Below are 26,086 nucleotides of genomic sequence, written 5' to 3' on the forward strand. Positions count from 1 at the left end.
CACCCTTGGTTTTACACAAACAATAAAGTGCGGACATGATATAAAATACTTAAAAAATAAATATTAAGAGAAAATGAGGAAAATGTTCTATTGAAGCGATATACCAAATTTCTGCTCCGTTTCCAGTGTTCGAGCTTGAATTTATACCTACCACCTAAGAACTTTACGACTGCTAATTAAACAAACATGATATTAAAAATAATCACTAACTACTAAATATCTCCAAAAATCAAAAATAAAATCAATTATTATCCATAAATTATCAATTATTTCCCCGACTCCCGACTCCCTCTTTAATATCTAATGAAAAGCACTGTAAAACAATTTAACTTCAATTGATATAAAACTATGAATAATTCCCAAGTATTATCAGGTTTAATGGGTGTGTGTATTGGAGATGCTTTAGGCGTACCTGTAGAATTTTCCAGTCGCAACGAAAGAACAATTAAACCTGTCACAGAAATGATTGGTTATGGCGCACATAATCAACCACCAGGCACCTGGTCAGATGATAGTTCAATGACATTATGTTTAGCTGAATGTCTATGTGAAGGATTTGATTTAGAAGCGATCGCCCACTCTTTTTATCGGTGGCGTTATGAAGATTATTGGACTCCTCATGGTAAAGTTTTTGATATTGGAGGTACCACTGCTGGAGCTATTTCTCGGATTAAAAAAGGTGTCTCAGCAATAGAAGCTGGAGGTAAAGAAGATAGGAATAATGGCAATGGTTCGTTAATGAGAATTTTACCCCTAGCTTATTACTATAAAAACGTTGAATTTCCAGATTTAATTCAGCAAGTCCATGATTGTTCTTGTATAACTCATGGTCATTTAAGGTCGCAAATGGCTTGTGGTATTTATATCAGTATAGCTATTTGTTTATTACAAGGTTTAGAAGTAAAGAAAGCATATTTACAAGGAATTGAAAATATTCAACAAATATACTCACAAGAAAAGTATGTAGGAGAGATATCTCGTTTCCGAAAAGTATTGGATGGAGAAATTGAATCTCTACCTGTAACCAGAATTCATGCGGGTGGTTATGTATTAGATACATTAGAAGCTTCTTTATGGTGTTTATTAACTACAAATTCTTTTGCCGAAGCTGTTCTAAAAGCAGTAAATTTAGGAGAAGATACAGATACAACTGGAGCTGTAACAGGAGGTTTGGCAGGAATTTATTATGGTATAGAAAATATGCCAAATGAATGGATAGAAGTTATTGCTAGAAAAGATGATATAGTAAATTTAGCGACTCGTTTAGAAACTGCTATAGCCATCAGGAATCAGATGTGAGAATTGAGGTGTTCCTTGAAAGTATAGAATATAGCAGTTATCTTAATTCTTATGTATTAGTTTCTTCCCTCCATACCTAATACCAAATTGATAAATGTTTGCTATAAATAATTAGGGTATTTCTGAGGATTTCCGTTTGTCATGCTCCGCAAACAGAATTCAGGAGTAAGAATGAATAGGTATAATACCATTTTTGATGTTGTAAATTATCTTTTTCGTCAAATAGACTTTCAGATAAAGTATGCACCATGGTGCTTATTATTCGTAACATTCTTTGTTTAAAATGGTATAAAATAGCTGTTCTAAAAGCAGTAAATTTAGGTAAAGATACAGATACAACCGGAGCCTTCATTAATTGATAATGGATAATGGATAATTACCTCTGGTTAAAACCGTTACGGAATTGAATATAAGGAAATATTATTTCTTCTCTTGGTCGATTGGATATGGTTAGGAAACCCATCCATCCCACCCTTCGGGAAGCTCCGCTAACAACCGCTTTTTTCCCCTTGAAAGGGTCGGCTAATAAAGCTGAATTATTTAATTAATAATTATTAATTATTAATTCTTCGGTAACAGGAGGTTTAGCAGGAATTTATTATGGTATAGAAAATATGCCAAATGAGTGGATAGAAATTATTGCTAGAAAAGATGATATAGTCAATTTAGCGACTCGTTTAAAAACTGCTATAGCAGTCAGGAATCAGATGTGAGAATTGAGGTCTTCCTTGAAAGTATAGAATATAGCAGTTATCTTATTCATATATATTAGTCTATTCCCTATTCCCTATTCCCTATTCCCTATTCCCTAAAACAAAAGTCTCCATCTCACAACTAAAATCATATTGCTATATATTAGAAAAATGTCCGACTTAGGAACTTATATAAAATCAAAAAAAATGACTCAAATTGCTTTATTCGGTACAAGTGCCGATCCACCAACATCCGGACATGAAACAATTATTAAATGGCTCTCTCAAAACTTCGATCTAGTAATAGTTTGGGCATCAGATAATCCCTTTAAATCACATAAAATACCCCTCAAACAACGTTCGGCAATGTTATCAATTTTGATTGAAAATATTGACTCTAATCAAAACAATATTTCTCTCAATTCAGAATTAAGTAGTCGTCGTACTATAGAAACTGTTGAACGTGCTAGAAAAAAATGGGATAATGCTGAATTTACTTTAGTAGTAGGTTCAGATTTAGTCAAACAATTACCAAATTGGTATAAAATAGAAGAACTTTTGCAGAAAGTAGGATTATTAGTTGTACCTCGAAAAGGTATTACAATAGAAGAGGCAGATTTGCAAAAGTTAAGAGAACTAAATACAGGAGTAAAAATAGCTTCTTTAGAAGTTCCTAATGTTTCCTCATCCGCATATCGAGAGCAAGGAGACCCAGCAATTATTACGCCTCCCATTAAAGATTATATATATCGGGAGCAGTTGTACAAATGCCAGGACGCGACCATAGAAAAAGTGTAAATGATCAAAATAATAAAGCAGATTTTAAAGTAGGAGTAGATAACGTAATTTTTTCTGTCGATACTCAACAAAACCGCTTATTGGTTTTATTAGTAATGCGACAAAAAGAACCATTTATTAACTACTGGAGTTTGCCAGGTACATTAGTAATACAAGGAGAATCTCTAGAAGCAGCAGCTTACAGAATTTTAGCGGAAAAAATTAAGGTCAAAAATCTATATTTAGAGCAATTATATACTTTTGGCGGTCCTGGTCGTGACCCCAGAGAATCTATTTATAATTGTAGATATTTATCAGTCAGTTATTTTGCCTTAGTTAGATTTGAAGAAGCAGAATTAATTGCCGATGGAGTAACAGGTATTGCTTGGTATCCTCTGGAACAAATTCCTCAGTTAGCATTTGACCATCAAAAAATTATTGAATATGGATATCTCAGATTAAGAAATAAACTTGAGTATAGTCCTGTTGCTTTTGACGTTTTACCAGAAGAATTTACTTTGGGAGAGTTATATCAACTTTATACAACTATTTTAGGAGACAATTTTTCAGATTATTCTAATTTTCGTGCCAAGCTATTAAAGTTAGGTTTCTTATCTGATACTGGAGTAAAAACATCACGGGGAGCAGGTAGACCAGCTAGTCTTTATCGGTTTGATGTTGAAGCGTTTGCTTTGGTAAAAGATAAACCTTTAATATTTATTTGATCGGGCTTTAATCTTTAATTTGGTATAAAAAAAAGCAAGTTTTCCACTCGAAAAAGCTCAAAAAGTTAGCATTTTGAACAGACAAAGGGAGAAAAATTAAAGGATTTTGGATGTATTTTAGATATGTCAAGTTCTTCTTTGGCTTTTTTGGCTGCCTCACGATCACCTATTGGTATTATTATCTAATAGGTTTCCCTTCATGCTCTATAGAAATAAGTTCTTTTTGAGCTAATAAAAATTGTTTTTCTAAGTTATTGAATTTAATGTTTTTCATAATATTTTGGGTAAATGATGTACAAGGTAAATGTTGAAAATTTTGTAGTGCGAGCCGGAATGCCCTTCAACAATGAATAATGAATAATTAATAATTAATAATTATCTCTTCTTGAAAAGAAGAGGATTGACTAATAATGAAAATTTTTCTTTATTATCCCCTTAAAAGGGGAGGCTTTAAACCACAATTTTTCGGTAATAGATTTATCTCTTGCCTACTTCGGGGTTATTGGTTAATTTGCAGCAATAAAGTTTGAGTAGTCCAAGTCGGACATCCACAACCAAAAAAGTCATAATCTTCTGTCCAAATTGCTGCGGATAAAGCTAACGCTAAGGCAACTGTTTCCCAATCATTGGGGTCTCTAGGAATACGTTTTCTTGCTTCTGCTTCAAATGATTGATAATAAGATAAAGGAAAAGTGACAATTTTCCTATCAATTATTCCTAGGGCTATTTCTATTTGAAATTGTCTCTGTTCTGGAGTAAACTTAGCTTTATTAACCATTATAGAGACCCACTTTTGCAATTCGTATTGAACTTCATTTTTCATCTTTTCAGCTAATGATAATTCAAAGTTTGGCGAATTAATTAGAGCTATCCCCCGATTTCTCAGTAGTTCAGCAACTAAGATATTTGTATCAACGACTAGACGCATGATTCTTCATCCTCAATTGCATTCATAAACATTGATACATATTCGTCTTCGGTTAATCCTGTCGTAGCTAATATTTCCGCGTTAATTGCCTTAAGTTTTTCTGCTGCTTCATGTACAGCTTCATGATCGATCTTACTAAACATTGATGCTATTTTTTCTTCTGTTAATTCGGTGGGAGGTAATGTTTTCTCCAAAATTCTGTCAAGTTCTTCTTTTGCTTTTTGGGCGGCTTCGCGATCGCCTATTGGATAATAATAACCAATAGTTTTTCCTTCATGCTCTATAGAAATAAGTTCTTTTTCAGCTAATAAAAATTGTTTTTCTAAGTCGTTGAATTTAATGTTTTTCATAATACTTTTGACTGTGTTTTAGATTAATGAGTGTCTCAACTGTTAATTATTATATCTTAAGATAAGATTACTTCCAGGTGTAGTCAATAATTAATGCAAATTATGTAAAAGGTCGCACATCGGATGGATGAAAACCTAAGAAAATTTGACTTTTAGGAATACCTGCTTTTAGTAATTCGGATGCTATTCCATTTTATGGTATCTATGAGATTACTTCAGGAATTTATTTGACATTCCTTTTTATTTATAATTTTTGCGCTGATATTAATGTACTCAACAATTTCCTGGTTGCGAAGTTGAGCGATCGCTAAATCAAGTGGATGATCTTGTAGCTTTAAGATATTTCCATAGAGGTTAATGGTATAGTTTTCTAATTCATTGAGTTTTTCTCTTTTTATCAAATATTGCCATTGTTCGTTACAGTAATTTCAGGAGTTATAAGTTTCCCAAGATTTATGACATTTTTAAAGTGAGTTAGTATAACCCTTCTATGTTTAAGTTATTGTTAGGAATAGATTATTAATATTATTAGTATTAGGTTCTATCATTATATTATTATTAGTCATAATAATAATTATTATCAGCCATAATATTATACTTATAATATCCATATAAAGCCATAATTATTATCGCTACTATTAAACCAAACCAAAACCATTTCTTAGCTTTTTTTGATGCTGTAGTTGCTCCTAGTTCGTCTGTCAATTCAAGTCGTGTCTTGACTTCAGTTCCATAAACAATTGTGACAATTCCGAATGGCAAATAAAAAACTGCCCATCTTCCAAGTACCAAACAGCATAGAAAAGTTAGTAAAATTGCTCGCATTCGATAGTTACGAATATTATTAGTTGTCATATTTACTTAAGCTATATTTTATACAATTCGCCAAATTTTAATCGTTTTGTCATCACTACCACTAGCTAAGGTCTGATTATCTGGACTAAAAGCTAGGGTGGTGATAATACCAGTGTGCCCGGTTAAAGTAGTTATTAAAGTTCCGGTTGATAAATTCCAAACCTTGATTGTGCAATCATTACTTCCACTGGCAAGGATTTATTAAATCCACTATTTTCAGGAATAGATAGGTTCATAATAGTAGTTAATCGTTTAAGGTTTACCTGAACCTCTTTCTCTAAAAAATCGGGTATAACACAAGATACAGGAACTTCCATGTGAAAAGGACGTGGAATTGAACCTGCAATCTTTTTCATACTTCCATCAGGTTGAGGTGTTGCAAAACCAGAACCGATTGAACTTACTGGAATTAAGCGTACTGGAGAACCTTCTTTATTTCGACTCACAACTAATTCTTTAAACTTAGGAATGTCTAAGAGGCGATCGCTTATTTCTTTTAAACCAAAATTATCATTTTCCAGCAAATCCCATTTACTAATTACAAATTGAATAGGTGTTTGACAATAGGACATCCATTTAATTATTGGTGGTAAATCTTTATTTAAAAAATCATCAATCTTTTGTTCATTATTATTATTCATTAATGCCTGAATTTTTTGACCATCTAAAAGACCTAAAATTGCATCAGCTTGTTTAATTATTTCTTGTAACTTATAATCTTCTTTATCCATGTCTGTAAACCGTCCACCAGCATAATCAAAATAAGTAAACTGACAAATTGGAAAGTTTTCCAGATCGGGATTCTGGATACAACAAGTAAACTTCCACTCAGATATCTCTGTGGTTCCTAGAGGAAATTCTCCAATAATCAACTTTTCGTAAATATTATTCAGTAGCCTCTGTGATTTGAAATCCTCAGCCTTAAGATAGAAACCATATTCTCCTTGGGTTGATAACGATCTAAACATACTGGCCAGGAATACAGTTTTACCTGCACCAGACGCTCCTAAAGTTAATATTTTGTAATTTTTCATTGCCTACATTTCCTCTGAAAATATAACGATGCCAAGCGTAATACTACTAGAGCAATTTCAACAGTTTTTTTGGATATTCTGAGTCTAGCATTACTTTTTAAGCTGAGGTGAAAAACTGCCTTTCAATAATTGATAATTGATAATGGATAATTGATAATTACCTCTCCCTAAAAGGAAGAAGATTGAAAAAAAGGAAAATTTTTTCTTGTTTCTCCTTTAAAGGAGAGACTTTAAGCCTTAATTATTCGGTAAGTCTTGCTTGAAGATAATTTTAGGGAAAGTTATATTGAAATAATTGAAATAAGGATACTTAAGTAAAAATATATTAAATTTTTCAAACTTTTTTTGATTTGGATAAATTTAGATGTTTTGAAGAAGGATATTTACAAGGAATTGAGATTTTAGCCTTTTACAACAGTTTTCAAGTCAATGAACTACATAAAAAAATGATAATTATGTAGGGACATTGCATTCAACCTCCCTACCATTTGTCAAAAATATTTATCAAATTGGTATAATGAATAGAAAAAGTCTGACTTTAACCGGATTATTTTTAACAACCTTCCTCCTAATAACAATAAACTTCTTTTCTTCCCAAAATGCTGAAAGTAAATCCCCAAATCCTCTATCTCTAGGTTTCCAAATTATTAACAATTCTCAGGGAACAACTCTTTATCAAAAAGATTTAGATTATGTGCAAACTGTTAATTTAAGTCAAGGTGCAAAAATTAATTTTATCTATGGAAATATCAGAGACTTAGGTACTAAAAAAGGAGCTTACGGCGGTAACGATCCACAATTTGAACGTCAGAAAATATCACAAGTATGGTCTAACTTATATTCAGAAAATTCAAGTTTATTTTGCATCACTAACGGTCAATTTTTTAGAAATGATAAAAATACCTCTACAGGGTTAGCATTTCCTGTCAAGTCAGATGGGATTATAGTTAGTGATGGTTATGCAGGAGAAATAGAATTTCCCGATGAAAAATTAATGCTAGAAGTCTGGAAAGATAGAGCATTAATTACTAAATTTCAGCCAAATAATCTCCAATTATCAACAGCACCTAATCTTATTGTTGGTTTACAGGAAAATGCTGATAAAGGAGTCGAAGATAAAACAGGTAGAACATTTATTGGAATTAAAGACAAAGATGGCGATCGCCTCAATGAAACTATTTTAATTTTTACTTCCAAAAAAGCAACTCAACCCCATGCAGCTCAAGTTTTGAAAAGTTTCGGTGCCACTCAAGTAATAATGTTAGATGGTGGAGGTTCTACACAATTAATTTGTCAGGGAAATAATTATATAACTTCACCAAGAACCATACCTCAAATGATTGTTATAGCGCTGCGCGCAGGCAACAGGCAACAGGCAACAGGCAATAGGCAATAGGCAATAGGGGGAATAAAAGCTGATAATATAAAAATTTTAGCTATTGGACAATTCCTGCAATTTGTAAATATGCCAGCGTACATTGCTATATATTAGGGTAGTTTTATGAATACTTGATAAAGTTATTGATACTTTTTAGATGTTTATTTAAAGATTCGGTGTTGTAGTAATTTTTTTAATTTGTAGCGATATGGAGAAAAGTTTGGATAAAGTTCAATAGCTTTTTGATAAGAAGCGATCGCCTCTTCTTAGTTACATTTATTGCTAGAATTAAAGAATTTTAACAAATTTACCGAATAATTAAGGTTTAAAGCCTCTCCTTTAAAGGATAAACAAGAAAAAATTTTCCTTTGAGTCAATCCTATTATTTTTAAGGAGAAGTAATAATTAATTATTAATTGTTGAAAGACTGATTCTACTAATTTTCCAATGAAATTATACACAATCTGTAGTGGTTAACGACGGTTAACCCCTACTATCTATGATATAGCGTCTCTGAGTAAGTCATGTTTACTAATTTTCCCCAGAGGAATTGTCTTGAATTAATGTCTCAAATTCTGCCACAAAATTAACCCTAATTGTTTCTAATAGCAGTTGTTTTAACCGGGTTAAATCTTCAATATTATTCAAAGTCTCTACCAGAGTTTCTGGCACTGATAAAAATCGCATTTGCAGTAGGTCAAGAATATTTTGTCGGCAATTTTCTTTTTGCTGCTTTCCGAGGTTCGTCGTAACTAGCAGTTGTTTCTGTCATTAGTTAGAAGTTAAAAGCCTGATTTTACTCACTTTTCCCAGAGGAATTGTCTGGAATTAATTCCTCAAATTCTGCCACAGATTCCATCCTTCTATTTATATTTCACTAAATCTATTAAAAAATTTTAACAGGAATTACTATAAATTATCAATTACTTACCTCTGCATACCGCTTCCGTTTTCCCTGTTTCCTCTTTTCTTGAGATGTCTAGTATTTACTCCTTCTTCCTTCTTTCTTCTTCCTTCTTCCCTCTTCCTTCTTTCTTATAGCCAACTATTTAAAATTCCAATCCTCACCACCAGGCAATTTATAAAACTCATCATCAAGCACATCTCGTAAACCTTCTCTTGAACAATTGTATGTCAAACTTATCAATCTATTAGCTATATCTATAATTTTCACTTTATCCACAATTTTACTTAATTGATTAGGCTTATAAATACCTCCTTTCACTTCCACACTTGCCTCAAAAATAGCATCTTTAAAAGCATTATCTAAATCCCTTTCCCACTCATCAATATTAATATAATAAGATCTTTTATTCGCCTTAATATTCAAACATTGAATCTTCAGCACTGAATCTCTAATTTATGCTGCCCAAGAATTAGTTAAATACTGTTCAACTTGATTTTTGATTAAATGTACTAATAACCTGACTAAAAAACTTTCTATTTTTTGTAAAATTTGTTCTTTACTCATCCACTCCCATTCATCTACTATTGCTAACGCATCATCATATCGACCTTCCATAATACTTCGTTTTAAATCAATTAATTCTTGACTCATAAAATCAAATATTGTTTGATTAATTAATTCTTGACTCATAAAATCAAATATTGTTTGATTAATTAATAAAATTACTATTATTTAGTTTACTTTCTTTTGTAATTCTAATTAAAAAACGCAGTGCTTTATTCACCGCATCTGCATTAGGAAACATTTCTGCAACATCAGGGTATAACTTAATTATTGTCTCCCCAAAACTTTTACGTTTAGCACCCATTTTTCTGATTTTTAAACTTTTTAAGTCATATTCTGACCGTAATTCATCTTCCATTTTTTAACTCTCCTCGTGTGCTTTTCGTTCTTTATTTGTAACTTTTTTCACACTAATAATCCTAATTCTGTAAAGTAGGGAGTAGGGGAAAAATTTAGGAGCGCTCCGTAGAACACTCCTAGATGATGTTTTCTTGAAAATTATACTAACTGAAAACTAACTGCTAAAAGCGAGTTAATGCCCAATCCCTACATATTGAAAACCAGCAGCTTCCAACTCTTTGCGATCGCAGAAATTACGTCCATCAACAAATAAATTCTGCTCCATGGACTTCAACATCTTAGCATAATCTAATTTCTCAAACTGTTTCCAGTCAGTCACCAAAACTAAAGCATCACAACCATCAGCAAGTCTTTCTGCATCTGTTTCCACTACTACTCCAGTCAAACCATGACGCATACCAGACTGAGAAATAATTGGGTCATAAGCTTTCACCTTGGCACCTAACCTGTTTAACTCTTGAATCAAATCTAGAGAAGGTGCATCCCGCATATCATCAGTATCAGGCTTAAACGTCAAACCCAATAACCCAACAGTCTTACCTTTAAGAATCTTCAGCGCCTGCTGTAACTTATCTATTGTTATCATTCGTTGACGCTTATTCACCTCAATTGCTGATTTCAACAATTGTGCCTCACAACCATAGTCATCAGCAGTATGAACTAAAGCAGAAACATCTTTCGGGAAACAGGAGCCACCCCAACCAATACCAGCTTGTAAAAACTTATTACCAATGCGGGAGTCTAACCCAATACCCTTAGCAACCTGAGTCACATCTGCACCGACGCGATCGCATATATTAGCAATCTCATTTACAAAACTAATCTTAGTTGCCAAGAAGGAGTTAGCAGCATATTTAATCATCTCTGCGGAACTCAAATCTGTCATTACGACTGGCACTTGTGGGAGTGAAGGATCGTCAGCAAATTTGCGTTCAACCAGAGGAGCATAAAGCTCCTGCATCATGCCTAGCGCCTTTTGACTATTACTTCCCAATACAATGCGGTCTGGGTTAAAAGTATCAAAGATGGCGGAACCTTCGCGCAAAAATTCTGGGTTACTAACTACGTCAAATTCTGCTTCAATATCTGTACCAGTTCCCCCTTCTTCTTTTTTGCGTTCGTCAACACCATCTAAAACGATCCTCCTTACCCAGTCACCAGATCCAATAGGTACAGTTGATTTATTGACAATCACTTTATAACCTGTAGTCAAATGAGCGCCGATCCCCTTAGCTACTGCTTCAACATAGCGAGTGTCACTTTCCCCGGTAGGTAGTGGGGGAGTACCAACAGCAATAAATAAAATATCACCATGCTCGACTCCTGCTTTCAAATCAGATGTAAACTCTAGCAACCCTGCTTTGGTGCAACCCTGCATTAGTTCAGAGAGTCCTGGTTCGTAGATTGGAGACTGTCCTGATTTTAGCAACTTGACTTTTTCTTCGTTGTTGTCTATGCAAATAACATGATGTCCTGTATGAGACAGACAAACTCCTGTAACTAAGCCAACGTAACCAGTACCGATAACACAAACACGCATTATTTATATCCTCAAAATTTTTAACACAAACATGGATAATTAATAATTAATCCCTAGAGGTTTCAAGTCTCTCCTTATCAATGGATAATTGATAATTGATAATTCATTCATTATCTAGACAGTGTAAAGTTCTAGCAATAGTTATTCCTAGCTAAGACTTTCAGTTATCTAAAAGTTAGAAACTTTCTATTCAGAAATTTAGGTGCTGTAAGCATCTTCCAGTAGGAATTTCAGTCTTAAAAGCAATCATTTTCTTAGAAGAACTTTGTACTTTCCAATCATTATCAATTAATCAATAATTATCCATTATTCATTATCCATTATCAATTCATTAGATTTCCGTACTTGATTCAATCCTCTTCACCAATGGATAATTGATAATTAGATATTATCAATTATCCATTATTCATTGCACCGTTCAACTAAACTCAAATTTACTCAAAAATCTGAAAACTTAGTTGTTCGTAGTGGATCGATCGCTACAGGGTTAAACGGCAAACCCTTTATTCCTTGGTCAAAGACATCAGGAATTACTTTTTTAATTATATTAAATGACCCATTTACATCTGCATTTAATAATTTATTTTCTCTGGTTTTATACAACCCTCTTGTTACTCTTTTTCCACTAAATTTCGGTTTTTTATCTCCATATTTTGGTAAATTATCCCCATCTAAGCAGCTTGATTGAGATGTATAAGATTCTTCTGTAATTATTACTGTTATTCCTCTTAGTTGGGCTTTATACGTTAACATCTCTATTAACCTATAGTGAGGGATATTCACAAATTCTTGATTGTTCTTTTTCCCTAATTTTATTTCTTGTTTCCAATTCTGATTCTGCCCAATAATTAAGGTTCCTATTTCATGGTTAATACACCAATCTATTACTCTTTTACTTGCTGTATGGAGATAGTTTTCTACTCGACTATTTCGTTTGTGAGTTAATTTTTTTAATCTCCGAGAATTACTTTGATTGTGGTTAGTTTTTAATTGAGATTGTAAACAAGAGCGCTGTTTATTATAAAATGTATTAATCGCTTTTAATGGTTTGCCTTTAATCAAAAGAGGTGCAGTTCCTGTTTGATTTGTCGTTACAGCCATTAAATTATTTACTCCTAAATCTACTCCTGCTACTTGTTGATTTTTTGTGCTTTCCTCCGATTTTTCATAGACTATTTCTATTATGTAACAGCTACTTTTGGGGACTATTCTGGCCTCAATTATTTCTGTCTGTGAAGTGGGAATTTTTATTTCACTCATCGACAGATGACAAATTCCTTTTTTGAAGGCTTTTTTGTAAATTGATTCATCTGGATATGGCAGAATGTTTCGGCCTTTTGTCTTATGTTTATATTTAGGAATTTTCGGTTTTCCTAAAAATTTACTTGGCTGTTTTTTCCATTCTTTTAAAGCAGAAAAATAACCAGTCCAACATCTATCTAATCTCCTAATAATTTGCTTACTTACCTTGGTAGGTAAAGCTTGATAATCAGAACTTTTAGATACCTGGTGATAAAGTTGATTAAAATTTAATTTCTTTTTATTAGTAAAGAAATATTGACGATAATAATAGTTAGCTAAATTAAACAGATTTTTAGACAAAAAAGCCTTGTGGTCAATTTCAGACCAAAAAGGATGGTTTTTCGTGATGACATGACGTTCAACTAGCTTCATACATTAATTGTAGCTGATAACGACTCAAATAAAGACAACTGAACAAACTTACCCATTTTAGTTTGATAGCTCTAGTTATAAGTAAGTTTGAGGAACTTTAGACAATTTTTCGCTTTCTGTATTTACCAAAAAATGAGGTCTAAAGTCTCTCCTTTGAAGGGGATAAAAAAAATATTCAATTCAGTATTTCAAGCCTCCGACTTGAGTCGGAGGTACTGATAACTGTTAACGTCAGCGTTAGCGCAGCTCCTCTGGAAGAGGCAGCACCTCTGTTTGCCCAGCATTCCGCAGGAGGCTAACTGTTAACGTAGTTCCTCCGCAGGAGGCTAACTGATAACTGAAATGACCCCTTTTAGCTTTTTGGCGATTCATTTTTGAGCCGCTCGCGAAAATCTTCTATAGTCAACTTTAACCCTTCTTCGAGAGGAACAGTAGGTTCCCAACCCAAATATTTTTGCGCACGAGTAATATCTGGTTGTCGCTGTTTCGGGTCATCTTGTGGCAGAGGTTTATATGTTATCTCTGCATCTGGATTAACCATTTCTTGAATTTTCTGAGCTAATTCTAGTATTGTATACTCTCCTGGGTTCCCTATGTTAACTGGTCCGATAAAATCTTGATTCATTAACCGGATAAACCCTTCTACCAAGTCTGAAACATAACAGAAACTTCTGGTTTGGGAACCATCCCCATAGACTGTTAGGGGTATTCCTTTTAAGGCTTGTGCGATAAAGTTGCTAACAACTCGACCATCATTTTCTAACATTCTAGGTCCATAAGTATTATGAGCAAAAATACTGTAGCTTCCCCCTATAAAGTTCTCATAATTTGGCACGGAGAAATCGTAGACATAATCATCTATTTCAAATTCTTCCATACTTTCTATTTTTGCCCAGACAATATCACCTGTTGTTTTGGCTGATATTTTCTGCTGAATGTTAGACAAATTCTGGATATTATTATCTTCTAATTCGTCTACTGTTATCCGGTAAATTTGTTCCTCTGTTTCTGAGACATCTGCTACTAATCCAAACTTAGCTAGAATTAATACTAATTTTTCAGCGATCGCCTGACTGCAACTCTTAAATTCAATATTTAAATTTGGTTGATTTTCTACTACATTATTTCCTTCATTCAATCCCTTTAAAAAACTAATTAATTGTTTTTGAGGAAGTTGTAAAATCCAATTAGGAATCTCTTTTTCTTTATTCCCAAAATTCAACCCTTCTCCAATTAGATCGACCAGAATTTTTGACCTAATACTTATAGACCCTTCTATCTTAATTTCACATTGACACTCAAATATTCTTTCTACTACTTCTATTAATTTTGCTAGTTTCTCAGCTCCTCCTTTAAACACCAATTCATTGTCTATGAAACTTCCTTGAGATACATAAAACCCTAATAACCACAAAAATTCTTCTATATTCCCCACCCAATTTTTAATTGCCTTTGAAGATAAATAGCAAATTTTTTCTTTTTTGGATAGAGGAAGTTCTAAATATTCCCATAGATGCAAAGGAATTTTATTTTTTGCTTCGTAGCTTTTCAGTATTGAATAAAGTTGTTCGGGATTAACACCTTTTGCCAATAAATACTCACGAATTTTATCTCCATATTTTTCTATATAGGAGATTGTCTCTTCACTTTCCAGAAATATTTCTTCTTGAATACAAATTTTATCTGTAATGTAGAATGGTTGTAAAGGTTGCTCCAAAAAGCTGATATAATTAGGAACTCCTATTTCATCTCCCACCTTTAGTTCATTTCCGAAAGCTGCTTGAGGTCGATCGTTATTATTCCTAGTAAATAAACTATGGTCTTCAGTAATTTTTATCTGCTTACCCCAGACAGTTTTTATCTGATAACCCTTCTTCTTAACATGATGTTTCCAAATTGCAGAAATTGGTTTAATTACTGTCTTGGAATTTTCATCAAAACAAGGCACCGATACATTAGATATATCTCCATTAATTCTGTCATAACATTCAGCAAAGCTTTCATAATAGAGTTCTTTACCAATGTAATAAAGTACCTTTTGGTCTCCAGTCAAACTGTTAAAAATTCTGACTACTCTAATATCAACATTATTTTGACGATGGTAATCAAATGCCAAAGTTTCTGCTACTCGCTTCCCCTCGTCGTAACACGATCTAATACCAATACAATTAACATTACCTCTATACTCTTCTGTTTGAGGATGTACATCTGGGTCTCCATATACCTCAGATGTGGAAGCCAAAAAGAATCTTGCTTTTACCCTTTTTGCTAACCCCAACATATTCAATGTCCCCATCACATTTGTTTTAATTGTCTTGACAGGGTTGTACTGATAATGTATAGGACTGGCAGGACAAGCTAGATGATAAATTTGATCCGCTTCCAATCTAATAGGTTCAGTAATATCGTGGCGAACTAACTCAAAATAAGGATGATTCAACCACTTTAAAATATTGCGCTTAGTTCCTGTGTAAAAATTATCAAGACAGATGACTTCATGGCCTTTTTCCATTAATCTATCGATGAGATGAGAACCAAGAAAACCCGCACCACCTGTTACTAATATTCTCATTGTTTCCACTATCAAGGACTGTAATTTGCTGTGGTTTTCAACTGAAAATTGAATAACCACATTAAATTCAATCATACACTAACAAAGTTTGGGTCTAAATATAAGCACCTACGCAAGATGAAAATATTTCTGCCATTTCTTGTGGGGAAAATTCCTGAATACTTACATCGTTTCTAACCCAAAAATATTGAATAAAAAATCATACCTATAGGCGAGCTGTCCCATTTAATCTTTAGAATATCATAAAAATTGTGAGAATGTAGCCAAAAATATTTTGACCCGCCGATTTTTTTTGGTGCTTCATAAAATGTAAATACTTATAATCCTCCACTGAGGATATTTATAGGAAGCTCTCAAAGATGAAAATACTTCTGTCATTCCTTGTAGAGAAAATTCCTGAATACTTAATCGTTTCTAACCCAAAAATATTGAATAAAAAATCATGTGTATAGGCAAAATATTTCATCTAATCTTTATAATATAAAATCACAAAAATTGTGAGAATGTAGCCAAAAATATTTTGACCCACCGATTTTTTTTTAGAGCTTCATAAAATGTAAATGCTTATAATCCTCCACTGGGGATATTTATAGGAAGCTCTCAAAGATGAAAATACTTCTGTCATTCCTTGTAGAGAAAACTCCTGAATACTTAATCGTTTCTAACAAAAAATAGTTGAATAAAAAATCATGTATATAGGCAAAATATTTCATCTAATCTTTATAATATCACAAAAATTGTGAGAATGCAGCCAAAAATTTTGATCTGAATAAATATTATGATAATTTTACTTATTGATATTCGCGCCCCTAGTAAATTTAAGCCTTAGAAAGCAAATATGATGTTCAATTTCAAATTGTCCAAGTCCAAGAAACTGTTCAAGTCCTTAGTGGCTATTATTATTACTGCGATTGTGTTGGTTAGCAATATTGCTCCTGCACACGCTTCTGATATACGAAATATTCTGCTCGTCTGAAATAACTCTAGCTATGATGCTACTGTTAAGGACATGGAAGATAAGATAGGAAATACTCCTAAGAACACGGTCCGTGCTCAGTCTGGATATGAGGAGACCACAGGAGGTATGTGGACTCCCTGGTGTAGTGGTAATTCAGAGTTGGGGAAAAATAGTTACATTAATGTCACCCTGACTAAGGGAAAAGGGGATAACAAAGTCGAGAAAGAGTTTCAGATATTCCAAAGCAAGAAACCTGTTTGGTATACTTATGGCTACGATTATGACAATAAGAAAGAAATAGGCGGTGATTCTGAGAAAGGAAAGAGAGAATACAATCTTATTATTAATGATCCATCGACACCGGATGGTAGTGATTTCTTCTCTTATGAAAAGCGAAACTAACTAAATAGCTGTAGGGGATGGTGTTGGTAATCATTATCTCAAGTTTGGTGATATACCTCTTCCTACTCGATTCATCTTTGAAATTACCTACACCAAAAAACTACTTTTTTTGATTCAGGAATTACAAACCTAAACAAGAAACCGGGTTTATTGCCGAGATTATTGTGTTTTAAATCACTAAAATTTCGTTGATAAACCTGGTTTCTGTGTTCCTATGATTATTAATCTAATCGCAAAACTGCCATAAAAGCTTCCTGCGGTACATCAACAGTACCCAAAGACTTCATCCGCTTTTTACCCTTAGCCTGTTTTTGTAGTAATTTCTTCTTACGACTAATATCCCCACCATAACACTTAGCCAAAACATCTTTTCGTAAAGCAGGAATATGTTCACTAGCAATAACTTTAGAACCAATAGATGCTTGAATTGGTACTTTAAATTGATGGCGAGGAATTAATTCTTTAAGTTTTTCTGTCAAAGCACGACCTACTCCATAAGCTTTATCCTTATGTACAATTACAGCCAAAGCATCCACTGGTTCAGCATTAATCATAATATCCAGCTTAACCAAAGGATTCTCACGATAACCTATAAGATAATATTCCATACTAGCATAACCACGGGACCGAGATTTCATTTGGTCGAAAAAGTCTGTGACTACCTCTGCCAAGGGTATTTCATATATTAAAGTAGTTCTACCCCTAGCCAGATACTTCATATCTTTAAATATCCCACGTCTTGATTGACCCAACTCCATTAATGTCCCCACATATTCTTCTGGAGTAATCATTTCTACCTGGACATAAGGTTCTTCAATTTTTTCTCGGTGATTAGGGTCTGGTAGTAAATTTGGATTATCCACCAAAATCACTTCTTCTTTGCTAGTGGTTACTTGATAAACTACCGATGGAGAAGTAACAATTAAATCTAAGTTATATTCTCGCTCTAACCTTTCCTGGACAATTTCCATGTGCAGCAACCCTAAAAAACCACACCGAAACCCAAAACCCATTGCGCTTGATGTTTCTGCTTCATAAGATAGAGCTGCATCATTGAGTTTGAGTCGGTCTAGAGCTTCTCGTAAATCAGGAAACTGGTCGGCATCGGTGGGAAATAAGCCACAAAATACCATAGGTTTAGCTTCTGTATAACCAGGCAAAGGGGCCTCTGCTTGTTTTTTGGCTAGAGTAATTGTATCTCCCACCCTGGCATCTTCCACTGCTTTGATGGCCGCTCCTAAATAACCTACTTCTCCTGCGTGAAGCTCTTTTACTGGTTTTTGGGTAGGGGAGAGAACTCCCAGTTCATCTATTTCATACTCTTTTCCTGATGCTATGAGTCGGATACGATCGCCTTTAGCAATAGTCCCATCCATGACCCGGAAATATACAATTACCCCTCGATATGGGTCATAATAACTATCAAAGATGAGAGCGCGTAATTTTTCATCAATAGTATCTTGTGGTGGTGGTACTAATTTAACAATTGATGCGAGAATTTCCGGAATTCCAATTCCTTCTTTGGCAGATGCTAAAATTGCCCCCGAACAGTCTAGGCCAATTATTTCTTCTATCTCTTGTTTTACTCTATCTGGTTCTGCTCCTGGAAGGTCAATTTTATTTAAGACCGGAATAATTTCTAGGTTATGCTCCAAAGCTAGGTAGACATTAGCTAAAGTCTGAGCTTCTACTCCTTGGGAAGCATCTACTACTAATAAAGCACCTTCACAAGCGGCCAGAGAGCGCGACACCTCATAAGAAAAGTCCACATGGCCAGGGGTATCTATAAGATTTAATACATATTCTTCTCCATTTTCAGCATGATAATTCATTCGAGCAGCTTGTAGCTTAATTGTGATACCACGCTCCCTTTCTAAGTCCATTGTGTCTAGAAATTGCTCTTTCATTTCACGGTCTTCCACAGTGCCAGTTGCTTGTAGGAGGCGATCGGCTAAAGTAGATTTTCCATGATCTATATGGGCAATGATTGAAAAGTTACGAATGTGAGATACAGGAACTTTTGTCATACTTTCTTTTGTTAATAATTTGAAATTCCTTATTTTTGTTATGGTCTTGGCACAATTAATTCAATCTATCTATAATTCTTAACATATTTTAATTCTGAAGATTTTTGAGCTTTAGTCTGACTTAATTTAGGTTCTGGTCTAAATTGTTTCCTGGTTAAAAAATAAATTTCTATGATTACTCTTGACTACTATGGGGACTACAGTTAAAGAGATTCTATGGGAACGGCTGTTTTCGCTTCACAGAGCTTCCGCTCAAAGCTAGCGCACAATGCTGTTTAATGGCTGTCGCCGATATATTTGTATTTGTGTAACATTCCGCACCTAAAACGCCCCTACCATAGGTATAACTTTCCTCTATATTCTATTTTTATGCTATAATTAAAGCCTGGAGCAATTGCTAGTGCCTGTGCTAGTGCCTGTTTTCTACACCTACAACCTATCACTAAAGAAACCGTAGCGACGATCAAATTCCAGATTCTTCACTAATTGAGAACTTCTCTTTTGAGGTCGATATGTAAAAATTAATACACATTATGAATTGTGTTTATGACTATAAAAATTTTTCTATTCCTTGAAATACTACTTTGTGTTAAAGTGAAATTTGTTGAAATATCTAGACATGAGGGAAAATACAAGAAACTGACAACCTGCCGAAATTAATACTATGTCTGTGGTGGGCGAAACACAGTAAAAAACATCTGAATAAATTAATTTTTCCAAAGACCCAAAATCCATAAGATTTAGATTAAAAAAATAGTAGTGGAGGACATCAGCCAACTAAGGCCAGCCAACTCAATTACTGTGGACAGAACCATATTTGATTATCTGTTGCGATAGATACAGATAGTTGTTAAGTGGACTGAATAAACCAGTAATCTCTATCGGTGAGCTTGAGAAAATTCACTCATTTCATGGAGTGGAGTATGTCAACATAATATAAAGTAGCTTTTCTAGATTTTAAGATTGTCTTGCTATGAATCAGCCTGAAGTTAATCAGTCGAAATTACCAGAAAAAGTAGAATTATCTATAAACATAGATTCTAGATTATTAGACCAAGTTCAACATTTGACAAATGACCCGAGTAAGGTCATTGAAAGTGCCCTTCGTCAGTGGTTAAGAGGAGGACTTCCAGAAGATGAGTTAGCCCTGACACTGCAAAGAAATCCTCCTATCCCACCAAGAGGGGAATGGAACGATTAAAATACTATTTACTTCAGATTATGTGAAAGGTTTATAGAAGTTAATTATAGATTTTATTTAAGATTATCAATTATTCAAACTTTTGATTAATTAAATGAAACTTAAAGATAATTTTTGATAAATCAAAATATATCCTGTATCTCACCAACCAACTATGAGTTGTTAAGGACAATTGAAATCAGTGAGTTAGTAAATAGTTATTGACAAAAATTAATTGAGTTTGGAAACTACAAACAACCAAAATTAAAGAATGTCAAAATACACTCCTTTGGGTGTGAGTTATTATTCTTTGCTTGGACTCCATCCAAAAGCATCTAATCAGGAAATTAGAAGAGCATATCGAGAACTAAGTAAGCGCTATCATCCAGATACTACAGATATGCCGAAAGCGATCGCTACTGTAAAATTCCAGCAAATTAATGAAGCTTATGCTACTCTCGTGAACTCAGAAAAAAGATTAGAGTACGACCAAAAAATTAGGCGCTTATATGCAGATGATTTGAGTCAAAGAGTTAATTTTAATTATAGAAATTCCTCTGCCTACTTAGACCCTCAAGACAGACCATTATCTGCTGGTGAATTATTTGCTTTATTGATTATAGGTATAACTTTAATTAGTTGTTTGTTGATAGCTATTACTATTGGCCTCATACGTCCAGAGGTAACTATCCAACCTATTGAACCACCAGGAAATCAATTCATAGAAATCAAACACTCATTATAGCTTTATTGATTTGATCAAAATAGTTATATTTGACATCCTCCCGACGCTGCTCTCACTAGACAGCGCGGGATTCCCTAGCATCACTGTTAGAGACTACTTTCTGTTTCTGCCGCACCTGCCTTCGGAGACTTACTCTCTTCGGGTCTTACAGTCGCTCCACAGACTGACACTGCGAGTCCCGCAGCCAAAATGTTTATGCTTGCATTTATATCACGATCGTGGTGAGTACCACACTCAGGACAATCCCAATTTCTAATATTTAGAGGCAATTTTTCCACTACATAACCACAATTAGAACAACGTTTTGAACAGGGTAAAATCTAAATTTGTACGCCTTTTCAACCATCTACTGCTTAATTTTCAACATTTACATTCTAACATACTATGTGTAAACCCGCAACATTGATCGGTTTTCCCATACGACGCTCCCCTTCGGGAGAGCGCGGGTCTTCAACCAACGTTGAGATAAATATTTAAGATTTGATTAATTTCTATGATATTATTTTAAAAATTATTGGAAAAAGTAAATATATTATATGTTCTAGAATTGACGCAACTGAATTACTGGAAGTCTTTGTAAGTTATTAAAATTATTATTAAGTCTAGATATTTTTTGTTTGTAGATCAAAAAAAATGGATACTCCCAAACCAGATACTCCCTTATATAACCACCCTCTGCCCAAAATTGAAGAATGGCTCCAAGAAAATGGTTGCCAACAAAATTCTGAAAAATTACATTGTTGGTGGGTTGAAAAACCTACCTGGAAAGCAGAATTATCACTTGATATCGATCAACTTACGGTACGATATGTAGACGCTAGTGATAATGGCGATGATATTCAACGCTCCTTTAAATATTCCTTGAGTCGTCAGGACCTTGAAGAAGCAATTTTTTGTGGGCCTTAGTTAAATATAACTCCAGCCAACAAAATTGAACTTACGAATCAAAAATATTAGCTTTCTGTATTGGGTAAATAGACTTTTGTATCATATTTTACCAAATCTGCGTTGACGTTTTTGATAAGCAAATAAGGCACGATGAAATTCAGAGCGGTTAAAGTCAGGCCAAAATGTTTCAGTAACATAGATTTCCGAATAAGCCATTTGCCATAATAAAAAATTACTAATTCTCATTTCCCCACTGGTACGAATTAATAAATCTGGATGAGAAATTCCAGCAGTATAAAGATATTGCTCAAATAACCCTTCATTAATTTCTTCTGGTTTGAGTAAACCTTTTTGTACCTGAGAGGCGATCGCTTGACAAGCATGTACAATCTCCTGACGTCCTCCATAATTAGTAGCTACAGTAAACTTAATCCCCTGATTTTGCTGAGTCATTTCCATTGAATGTTGAATCTCAGCTTGTAAAGATAGAGGTAAAGAACTTAGATTACCAACAAATCTAATTTGAACATCTTCTGCCACCATTTCCTGTAGCTCTTGACGTAAAATTCTTTCAAATAAACTCATCAAAAAATTAACTTCCTCTAGTGGCCTGCCCCAATTTTCACTAGAGAATGCGTAAGCAGTTAATGCTTCTATACCCCAATCTTTACTACACTGTAATAAGGCTTTCAGCGCTTCCACCCCACGCCTATGACCCATAATTCTAGGTAAACCTCGGCGTCCTGCCCAGCGACCATTGCCATCCATAATTACAGCCACATGGCGAGGCAACTTTTCTGGTTCGAGGTCAACAGGTAAATCTTGTAAGCAAGTTCCTTGATTCATCTTTTCTTTCGCGGAGCTGATGGACTTTGACGAAACATCCATGATATTAATCTCGATACTTTTGTTCCTATTTGAACTCCAAGATTAAGTATGGTGAATGGTTTTGTATTTTTTTCACTACCTGATAGAAATAGGCGTTGTTCTAATAATTCCTTAAGTTTATTACTGGTTAAGGGTCGATTTAAAGTCCCTTTTTCAGCCAGAGATATAGAACCAGTTTCTTCAGACACCACTACGCAGAGGCACTTTTCTACTTGTTCTGTAATTCCCATAGCTGCTCTATGACGAGTCCCTAATTGCCTGGAAGCTATTCTTTCAGACAATGGTAGAATCACACCAGCTGATATAACTTTATGTTCTCTAATTAGGACTGCGCCATCATGTAATAAAGTTTTTGGCTGAAATATGGTCTGTAATAGTTCCTTAGAAAGTTCAGCATTTAACTTCACACCAGGCACAGAAAAATCCCTCTCATCCATAGGCCCATCTGTTTCTATGATTAACAAAGCGCCTATACGATTTTGAGACAGTTGTTTGATTGATTCTACTATTTCATCAATAATGCTATCTGATTCAGGTAAAACTCTACGATTATGTCCAAACATTTGCAGAATTTCTCCCTGTCCCAACTGCTCAAGAAACCTACGGAATTCTGATTGTAATATTACTGCCATGGAAACAGCAGAACCTATAACTAAACTATTGAGGGCAAAACTTAAAAGTTTTAATCCAGCCCAATGACTGAAGGCCGAAGCCAACATTAAGACTATAAACCCTCTTACCATCCATAATGTACGACGTTCCCCTATGATGACAAGCACCATATATATCAAGGCTAGAACCAGTCCGATATCAATACTATGTACTAATAAGGACTTCATCAAGCCTGGGTCATTACTAAGACCCGATTTCATTGAACTTTAATTATTAATCTAACGTCAACTTTTGATGTTTTTTTATTTAACATTGGTGTCATCACCAGCAAAGAGCATTTATTCTCTTACGTAATGTAAATAATTAATTATCAATATCAATGAACAATAAGTTTGATCATCCACTGTTAATTGGACATTTTTTGGCATTAGTAGGTTTGCGGAATATATGATAGATGCTATACTCTTTGATATATTATAGTATAAGCATCTTGATGCAAATTCTAGTTCACTAACTTATAGTTACATCTGTCTCACCTCCCCTTAGTCCTAACTATTCCTTATAGCATCATTTTTGGTTAGTAACAAATTATGCCAACGCCAGAATTTGCTTTTGAGTTATCAGTAGACATGGAACTTATTGCCAAATTAGGTTAAAAATCAAATTTATATATCTGTAGTAAGTTATAAGACATACAAAAGTTTGATTTTTTCATCTTGCTATTGTTAGCTTTTTTGCATTGGAATCAAATACTATGATTGTTCTATAGCTATTCGTTCTGGTAAAACATCGTGACTGAGTAAATCTTGGTAAGTTTCCCTTTGTAAGATTACATTTACTTCGTCATTGCTAACTAAAACTCCTGCTGGACGTGGTAGACGATTGTAGTTAGAAGCCATGCTATAGTTATACGCACCAGTAGCCATTACTACCAAGCAATCTCCTGGTTGAGTTACGGGTAACATGGCATTTTTAACTAGAATGTCACCAGATTCACAATGTTTACCAGCAACGGTAACTGTTTCTGTTACAGGTTCAGAGAATTTATTAGCTACAACCACTCGATAAAGAGATTGATAGGTGATTGGACGAGGATTATCTGACATTCCCCCATCTACTGATATATAAGTCCTAATTTCTGGAACTTGTTTTTGAGCACCAATTGTATAAGCTGTTACACAAGCCTGGCTAATAATTGAACGTCCAGGTTCGCATAATAGTTTTGGTAAAGGTAATTGTCTAGCTTCGCAAGCATCTACCATTGCCTTACTGATATTGTGAACCCAAGTTTCAATACTAGGAGGGTCATCTACTTCAGTATAACGGGTTCCTAAACCACCACCCATATTAATCTCTTTGACTGATAGATTATGTGCCATGGCAGTTGTCATTGCATCTACCATTACAGTTGCTAAATCTTGATGGGGTTGAACTTCAAAAATTTGGGAACCTATATGAGCATGAATTCCTATAAATGATAGTTTTTGTTGTTGACTTATGAAGCTAAAAACATCATTTAATTGATTAGGGTCGAATCCAAATTTACTATCTAGATGACCTGTACGAATGTATTCGTGGGTATGACATTCAATACCAGGTGTAAACCTCACCATTATTTTTGTGGGATCTTCTAGTGCTTCTGTTTGTTCGTTTTTTAAATCTGCTAATGTTTTTAATTCCAGCCAATTATCGATAACAATTACACAATCTGTTTCGACCGCTAAACTTAATTCTGCAAGAGATTTATTATTGCCATGAAAGTATATTTTCTCTGGATTAATACCTGCTTGGATAGCTGTGTATAATTCACCTCCAGATACAACGTCTATACCTAAACCTTCAGAACCACAAATAGCGCATACTGCCAGACAGCTCCAAGCTTTAGAAGCATAAAGAACCAAAGATTCTCCAGGGTAGTACTGTTTAAGTGCATCTCGATATTGACGACAAGCTGTTCTGAGAGTATATTCGTCCAATATATATAGAGGTGAGCCAAATTTTTCGACCAGTGCTGGGACATCCCAACCACCGATTTCTAAGTGGTCCAGATTGTTAACTTTGGCAGTGAGTGGTAAAAGTTCCTGATTTGGTGAACTTTCCATTTTTGGCAAATACTGACATCCAGAATTTGCCCATATTACAGGTTGAGTTGATACCATGAGTGTTGTACAGAGTTATACTCTAGTAGTATAATCTAATAATTGACATACTCTCCAGTTAAATCGAAGACTATAACGGGAGAAACACAAACCTCACGATTTAGGTTTACTGCTTGAGTGGCACTTATCTCGGTTGAAAACAACCCCCAACAGTACGCCAACTAGCGTCAATTTATTCTACTATCTGCAAAGGCCGCAGTGACACCTCGATGATAAATAACTTTTGATGCTGCCACATCACGATTGATTGAGTATTGGCATTCAGGGCATTTATGTTCACGCTCAAACAAATCTTTTTTACTAAATCAGGACTTACGCAAAGACACTATATATAGCGTATGGCCAATAGAGCGGTCGCTACATTTTTTGTGAAGCGATCGCCTAAACAAGAAAATTATCATAACTTATGCAAAGACATTAGATATAGTTTGTTCTCAAATATGTAGATGTTGCTAATTGTCAATAAATTTGGCCAAAATACTTTCAATTATTATAAAATTATATTATTGTTAATTTTAGCTAACAATATGAATTTTAACTATATTGATCCCATACCAATATTTACTTAATTC

The 26,086-nt window shown here is 34.2% G+C and carries 26 protein-coding genes and 4 pseudogenes; 8 read left to right on the forward strand and 22 right to left on the reverse strand.

The window, feature by feature from the left end; translation table 11 throughout:
- Positions 1 to 348 precede the first annotated feature (348 nt).
- The 3 genes from F6K18_RS16975 to F6K18_RS16985 all read left to right on the forward strand — a co-directional run bounded on the left by F6K18_RS16975 (position 349) and on the right by F6K18_RS16985 (position 3,493).
- On the forward strand, positions 349 to 1,299 hold the full coding sequence (locus F6K18_RS16975) for an ADP-ribosylglycohydrolase family protein (RefSeq protein WP_287522403.1): 951 nt from the start codon (positions 349 to 351) through the stop codon (positions 1,297 to 1,299).
- 899 nt (positions 1,300 to 2,198) lie between these two features.
- Positions 2,199 to 2,789: a nicotinate-nucleotide adenylyltransferase gene (locus tag F6K18_RS16980; protein ID WP_287522404.1), complete on the forward strand. Its 591-nt coding sequence runs from the start codon at positions 2,199 to 2,201 to the stop codon at positions 2,787 to 2,789.
- Positions 2,759 to 3,493: an NUDIX domain-containing protein gene (locus F6K18_RS16985; protein ID WP_287522405.1), complete on the forward strand. Its 735-nt coding sequence runs from the start codon at positions 2,759 to 2,761 to the stop codon at positions 3,491 to 3,493. Before F6K18_RS16980 ends, F6K18_RS16985 begins: the two co-directional genes overlap by 31 nt.
- Before the next feature lie 499 nt (positions 3,494 to 3,992).
- Here the strand turns inward: F6K18_RS16985 and F6K18_RS16990 are convergent, their stop codons facing one another.
- From F6K18_RS16990 to F6K18_RS17020, 7 genes are all read right to left on the reverse strand, one after another.
- Positions 3,993 to 4,421, reverse strand: a complete 429-nt coding sequence (locus F6K18_RS16990) for a PIN domain-containing protein (protein WP_287522406.1) — start codon at positions 4,419 to 4,421, stop codon at positions 3,993 to 3,995.
- Positions 4,412 to 4,771 carry a hypothetical protein gene (locus F6K18_RS16995; protein WP_287522407.1) on the reverse strand — a complete coding sequence of 120 codons (360 nt, stop codon included), beginning with the start codon at positions 4,769 to 4,771 and terminating at the stop codon, positions 4,412 to 4,414. Before F6K18_RS16995 ends, F6K18_RS16990 begins: the two co-directional genes overlap by 10 nt.
- A gap of 100 nt (positions 4,772 to 4,871) precedes the next feature.
- A complete protein-coding gene (locus F6K18_RS17000; protein WP_287522432.1) occupies positions 4,872 to 4,958 on the reverse strand; it encodes an element excision factor XisI family protein in 87 nt (28 codons plus the stop codon).
- Positions 4,959 to 4,986: 28 nt separating this feature from the next.
- Entirely contained in the window at positions 4,987 to 5,172 is a 186-nt protein-coding gene (locus tag F6K18_RS17005) for a hypothetical protein (protein ID WP_287522409.1), read from the reverse strand.
- Positions 5,173 to 5,329: 157 nt separating this feature from the next.
- Positions 5,330 to 5,626: a CD225/dispanin family protein gene (locus F6K18_RS17010; protein ID WP_287522411.1), complete on the reverse strand. Its 297-nt coding sequence runs from the start codon at positions 5,624 to 5,626 to the stop codon at positions 5,330 to 5,332.
- Between the two features lie 18 nt (positions 5,627 to 5,644).
- Positions 5,645 to 5,824 carry a hypothetical protein gene (locus F6K18_RS17015; protein ID WP_353735097.1) on the reverse strand — a complete coding sequence of 60 codons (180 nt, stop codon included), beginning with the start codon at positions 5,822 to 5,824 and terminating at the stop codon, positions 5,645 to 5,647.
- Positions 5,761 to 6,660 (reverse strand): hypothetical protein, encoded by a 900-nt coding sequence (locus F6K18_RS17020; protein WP_287522413.1) that lies wholly within the window; start codon positions 6,658 to 6,660, stop codon positions 5,761 to 5,763. The genes F6K18_RS17015 and F6K18_RS17020 overlap by 64 nt, the downstream gene beginning before the upstream one ends.
- A gap of 517 nt (positions 6,661 to 7,177) precedes the next feature.
- Here F6K18_RS17020 and F6K18_RS17025 point away from each other — a divergent pair.
- Positions 7,178 to 8,056 carry a phosphodiester glycosidase family protein gene (locus F6K18_RS17025; RefSeq protein ID WP_287522414.1) on the forward strand — a complete coding sequence of 293 codons (879 nt, stop codon included), beginning with the start codon at positions 7,178 to 7,180 and terminating at the stop codon, positions 8,054 to 8,056.
- 513 nt (positions 8,057 to 8,569) lie between these two features.
- Here F6K18_RS17025 and F6K18_RS17030 read toward each other — a convergent pair.
- From F6K18_RS17030 to F6K18_RS17060, 9 genes and pseudogenes are all read right to left on the reverse strand, one after another.
- Complete coding sequence (locus F6K18_RS17030) at positions 8,570 to 8,725, reverse strand: hypothetical protein (RefSeq protein ID WP_287522415.1); 156 nt, start codon at positions 8,723 to 8,725, stop codon at positions 8,570 to 8,572.
- Positions 8,726 to 9,083: 358 nt separating this feature from the next.
- Positions 9,084 to 9,386 carry a hypothetical protein gene (locus tag F6K18_RS36665; protein ID WP_353735090.1) on the reverse strand — a complete coding sequence of 101 codons (303 nt, stop codon included), beginning with the start codon at positions 9,384 to 9,386 and terminating at the stop codon, positions 9,084 to 9,086.
- A 12-nt stretch (positions 9,387 to 9,398) separates the two neighbouring features.
- Positions 9,399 to 9,635 (reverse strand): hypothetical protein, encoded by a 237-nt coding sequence (locus F6K18_RS36670; protein ID WP_353735091.1) that lies wholly within the window; start codon positions 9,633 to 9,635, stop codon positions 9,399 to 9,401.
- Between the two features lie 19 nt (positions 9,636 to 9,654).
- Complete coding sequence (locus F6K18_RS17040; RefSeq protein ID WP_287522416.1) at positions 9,655 to 9,867, reverse strand: hypothetical protein; 213 nt, start codon at positions 9,865 to 9,867, stop codon at positions 9,655 to 9,657.
- 174 nt (positions 9,868 to 10,041) lie between these two features.
- Positions 10,042 to 11,409, reverse strand: a complete 1,368-nt coding sequence (locus F6K18_RS17045) for a UDP-glucose/GDP-mannose dehydrogenase family protein (protein WP_287522417.1) — start codon at positions 11,407 to 11,409, stop codon at positions 10,042 to 10,044.
- A 438-nt stretch (positions 11,410 to 11,847) separates the two neighbouring features.
- Positions 11,848 to 13,083 carry a transposase gene (locus tag F6K18_RS17050; protein WP_287522418.1) on the reverse strand — a complete coding sequence of 412 codons (1,236 nt, stop codon included), beginning with the start codon at positions 13,081 to 13,083 and terminating at the stop codon, positions 11,848 to 11,850.
- Between the two features lie 352 nt (positions 13,084 to 13,435).
- Positions 13,436 to 13,867: pseudogene (locus tag F6K18_RS37320) on the reverse strand (GDP-mannose 4,6-dehydratase); the annotation flags it as partial.
- 3 nt (positions 13,868 to 13,870) lie between these two features.
- Positions 13,871 to 15,136: pseudogene (locus F6K18_RS17055) on the reverse strand (NAD-dependent dehydratase); the annotation flags it as partial.
- Positions 15,137 to 15,655 (reverse strand): annotated as a pseudogene (locus F6K18_RS17060) (GDP-mannose 4,6-dehydratase); the annotation flags it as partial.
- Positions 15,656 to 16,664: 1,009 nt separating this feature from the next.
- Between F6K18_RS17060 and F6K18_RS17065 the strand changes: the two are divergent.
- Positions 16,665 to 17,015 (forward strand): hypothetical protein, encoded by a 351-nt coding sequence (locus tag F6K18_RS17065; RefSeq protein WP_287522419.1) that lies wholly within the window; start codon positions 16,665 to 16,667, stop codon positions 17,013 to 17,015.
- A 221-nt stretch (positions 17,016 to 17,236) separates the two neighbouring features.
- On the opposite strand, the gene lepA is transcribed toward F6K18_RS17065, so the two are convergent.
- Positions 17,237 to 19,042: a translation elongation factor 4 gene (gene lepA / locus F6K18_RS17070; protein ID WP_287522420.1), complete on the reverse strand. Its 1,806-nt coding sequence runs from the start codon at positions 19,040 to 19,042 to the stop codon at positions 17,237 to 17,239.
- A gap of 973 nt (positions 19,043 to 20,015) precedes the next feature.
- Here lepA and F6K18_RS17075 point away from each other — a divergent pair.
- Both F6K18_RS17075 and F6K18_RS17080 read left to right on the forward strand, forming a co-directional pair.
- The gene (locus tag F6K18_RS17075) at positions 20,016 to 20,243 is read left to right on the forward strand and encodes a hypothetical protein (protein ID WP_124145555.1); all 228 of its coding nucleotides are present in this window, start codon (positions 20,016 to 20,018) and stop codon (positions 20,241 to 20,243) included.
- A gap of 250 nt (positions 20,244 to 20,493) precedes the next feature.
- Positions 20,494 to 20,967 (forward strand): J domain-containing protein, encoded by a 474-nt coding sequence (locus F6K18_RS17080; protein WP_287522421.1) that lies wholly within the window; start codon positions 20,494 to 20,496, stop codon positions 20,965 to 20,967.
- Between the two features lie 86 nt (positions 20,968 to 21,053).
- Here the strand turns inward: F6K18_RS17080 and F6K18_RS17085 are convergent.
- Positions 21,054 to 21,281: pseudogene (locus F6K18_RS17085) on the reverse strand (zinc ribbon domain-containing protein); the annotation flags it as partial.
- A 319-nt stretch (positions 21,282 to 21,600) separates the two neighbouring features.
- Here F6K18_RS17085 and F6K18_RS17090 point away from each other — a divergent pair.
- Entirely contained in the window at positions 21,601 to 21,873 is a 273-nt protein-coding gene (locus F6K18_RS17090) for a DUF3143 domain-containing protein (RefSeq protein ID WP_124145553.1), read from the forward strand.
- A gap of 81 nt (positions 21,874 to 21,954) precedes the next feature.
- On the opposite strand, the gene F6K18_RS17095 is transcribed toward F6K18_RS17090, so the two are convergent.
- The 4 genes from F6K18_RS17095 to F6K18_RS17110 form a co-directional block, all read right to left on the reverse strand.
- Entirely contained in the window at positions 21,955 to 22,701 is a 747-nt protein-coding gene (locus tag F6K18_RS17095) for an isoprenyl transferase (RefSeq protein WP_287522422.1), read from the reverse strand.
- Complete coding sequence (cdaA, locus tag F6K18_RS17100) at positions 22,698 to 23,615, reverse strand: diadenylate cyclase CdaA (protein ID WP_287522423.1); 918 nt, start codon at positions 23,613 to 23,615, stop codon at positions 22,698 to 22,700. The genes F6K18_RS17095 and cdaA overlap by 4 nt, the downstream gene beginning before the upstream one ends.
- A gap of 492 nt (positions 23,616 to 24,107) precedes the next feature.
- On the reverse strand, positions 24,108 to 25,514 hold the full coding sequence (lysA, locus tag F6K18_RS17105; protein WP_287522424.1) for a diaminopimelate decarboxylase: 1,407 nt from the start codon (positions 25,512 to 25,514) through the stop codon (positions 24,108 to 24,110).
- A 167-nt stretch (positions 25,515 to 25,681) separates the two neighbouring features.
- Positions 25,682 to 25,804, reverse strand: coding sequence for a hypothetical protein (locus F6K18_RS17110; protein ID WP_287522425.1), 123 nt, complete (start codon positions 25,802 to 25,804; stop codon positions 25,682 to 25,684).
- Between the last annotated feature and the right edge of the window lie 282 nt (positions 25,805 to 26,086).

The organism is Okeania sp. SIO2C2 (assembly GCF_010692625.1).
GTDB classification, from domain to species: Bacteria; Cyanobacteriota; Cyanobacteriia; order Cyanobacteriales; family Microcoleaceae; genus Okeania; species Okeania hirsuta.

Coding starts and splice junctions, on each gene's coding strand:
- F6K18_RS16975 (WP_287522403.1), top strand. CDS start 349: ATGAATAATTCCCAAGTATTATCAGGTTTAATGGGTGTGTGTATTGGA.
- F6K18_RS16980 (WP_287522404.1), top strand. CDS start 2,199: ATGACTCAAATTGCTTTATTCGGTACAAGTGCCGATCCACCAACATCC.
- F6K18_RS16985 (WP_287522405.1), top strand. CDS start 2,759: ATGCCAGGACGCGACCATAGAAAAAGTGTAAATGATCAAAATAATAAA.
- F6K18_RS16990 (WP_287522406.1), bottom strand. CDS start 4,421: ATGCGTCTAGTCGTTGATACAAATATCTTAGTTGCTGAACTACTGAGA.
- F6K18_RS16995 (WP_287522407.1), bottom strand. CDS start 4,771: ATGAAAAACATTAAATTCAACGACTTAGAAAAACAATTTTTATTAGCT.
- F6K18_RS17010 (WP_287522411.1), bottom strand. CDS start 5,626: ATGACAACTAATAATATTCGTAACTATCGAATGCGAGCAATTTTACTA.
- F6K18_RS17020 (WP_287522413.1), bottom strand. CDS start 6,660: ATGAAAAATTACAAAATATTAACTTTAGGAGCGTCTGGTGCAGGTAAA.
- F6K18_RS17025 (WP_287522414.1), top strand. CDS start 7,178: ATGAATAGAAAAAGTCTGACTTTAACCGGATTATTTTTAACAACCTTC.
- F6K18_RS17030 (WP_287522415.1), bottom strand. CDS start 8,725: ATGCGATTTTTATCAGTGCCAGAAACTCTGGTAGAGACTTTGAATAAT.
- F6K18_RS36670 (WP_353735091.1), bottom strand. CDS start 9,635: ATGAGTCAAGAATTAATTAATCAAACAATATTTGATTTTATGAGTCAA.
- F6K18_RS17040 (WP_287522416.1), bottom strand. CDS start 9,867: ATGGAAGATGAATTACGGTCAGAATATGACTTAAAAAGTTTAAAAATC.
- F6K18_RS17045 (WP_287522417.1), bottom strand. CDS start 11,409: ATGCGTGTTTGTGTTATCGGTACTGGTTACGTTGGCTTAGTTACAGGA.
- F6K18_RS17050 (WP_287522418.1), bottom strand. CDS start 13,083: ATGAAGCTAGTTGAACGTCATGTCATCACGAAAAACCATCCTTTTTGG.
- F6K18_RS17065 (WP_287522419.1), top strand. CDS start 16,665: ATGGAAGATAAGATAGGAAATACTCCTAAGAACACGGTCCGTGCTCAG.
- lepA (WP_287522420.1), bottom strand. CDS start 19,042: ATGACAAAAGTTCCTGTATCTCACATTCGTAACTTTTCAATCATTGCC.
- F6K18_RS17075 (WP_124145555.1), top strand. CDS start 20,016: ATGAATCAGCCTGAAGTTAATCAGTCGAAATTACCAGAAAAAGTAGAA.
- F6K18_RS17080 (WP_287522421.1), top strand. CDS start 20,494: ATGTCAAAATACACTCCTTTGGGTGTGAGTTATTATTCTTTGCTTGGA.
- F6K18_RS17090 (WP_124145553.1), top strand. CDS start 21,601: ATGGATACTCCCAAACCAGATACTCCCTTATATAACCACCCTCTGCCC.
- F6K18_RS17095 (WP_287522422.1), bottom strand. CDS start 22,701: ATGAATCAAGGAACTTGCTTACAAGATTTACCTGTTGACCTCGAACCA.
- cdaA (WP_287522423.1), bottom strand. CDS start 23,615: ATGAAATCGGGTCTTAGTAATGACCCAGGCTTGATGAAGTCCTTATTA.
- lysA (WP_287522424.1), bottom strand. CDS start 25,514: ATGGTATCAACTCAACCTGTAATATGGGCAAATTCTGGATGTCAGTAT.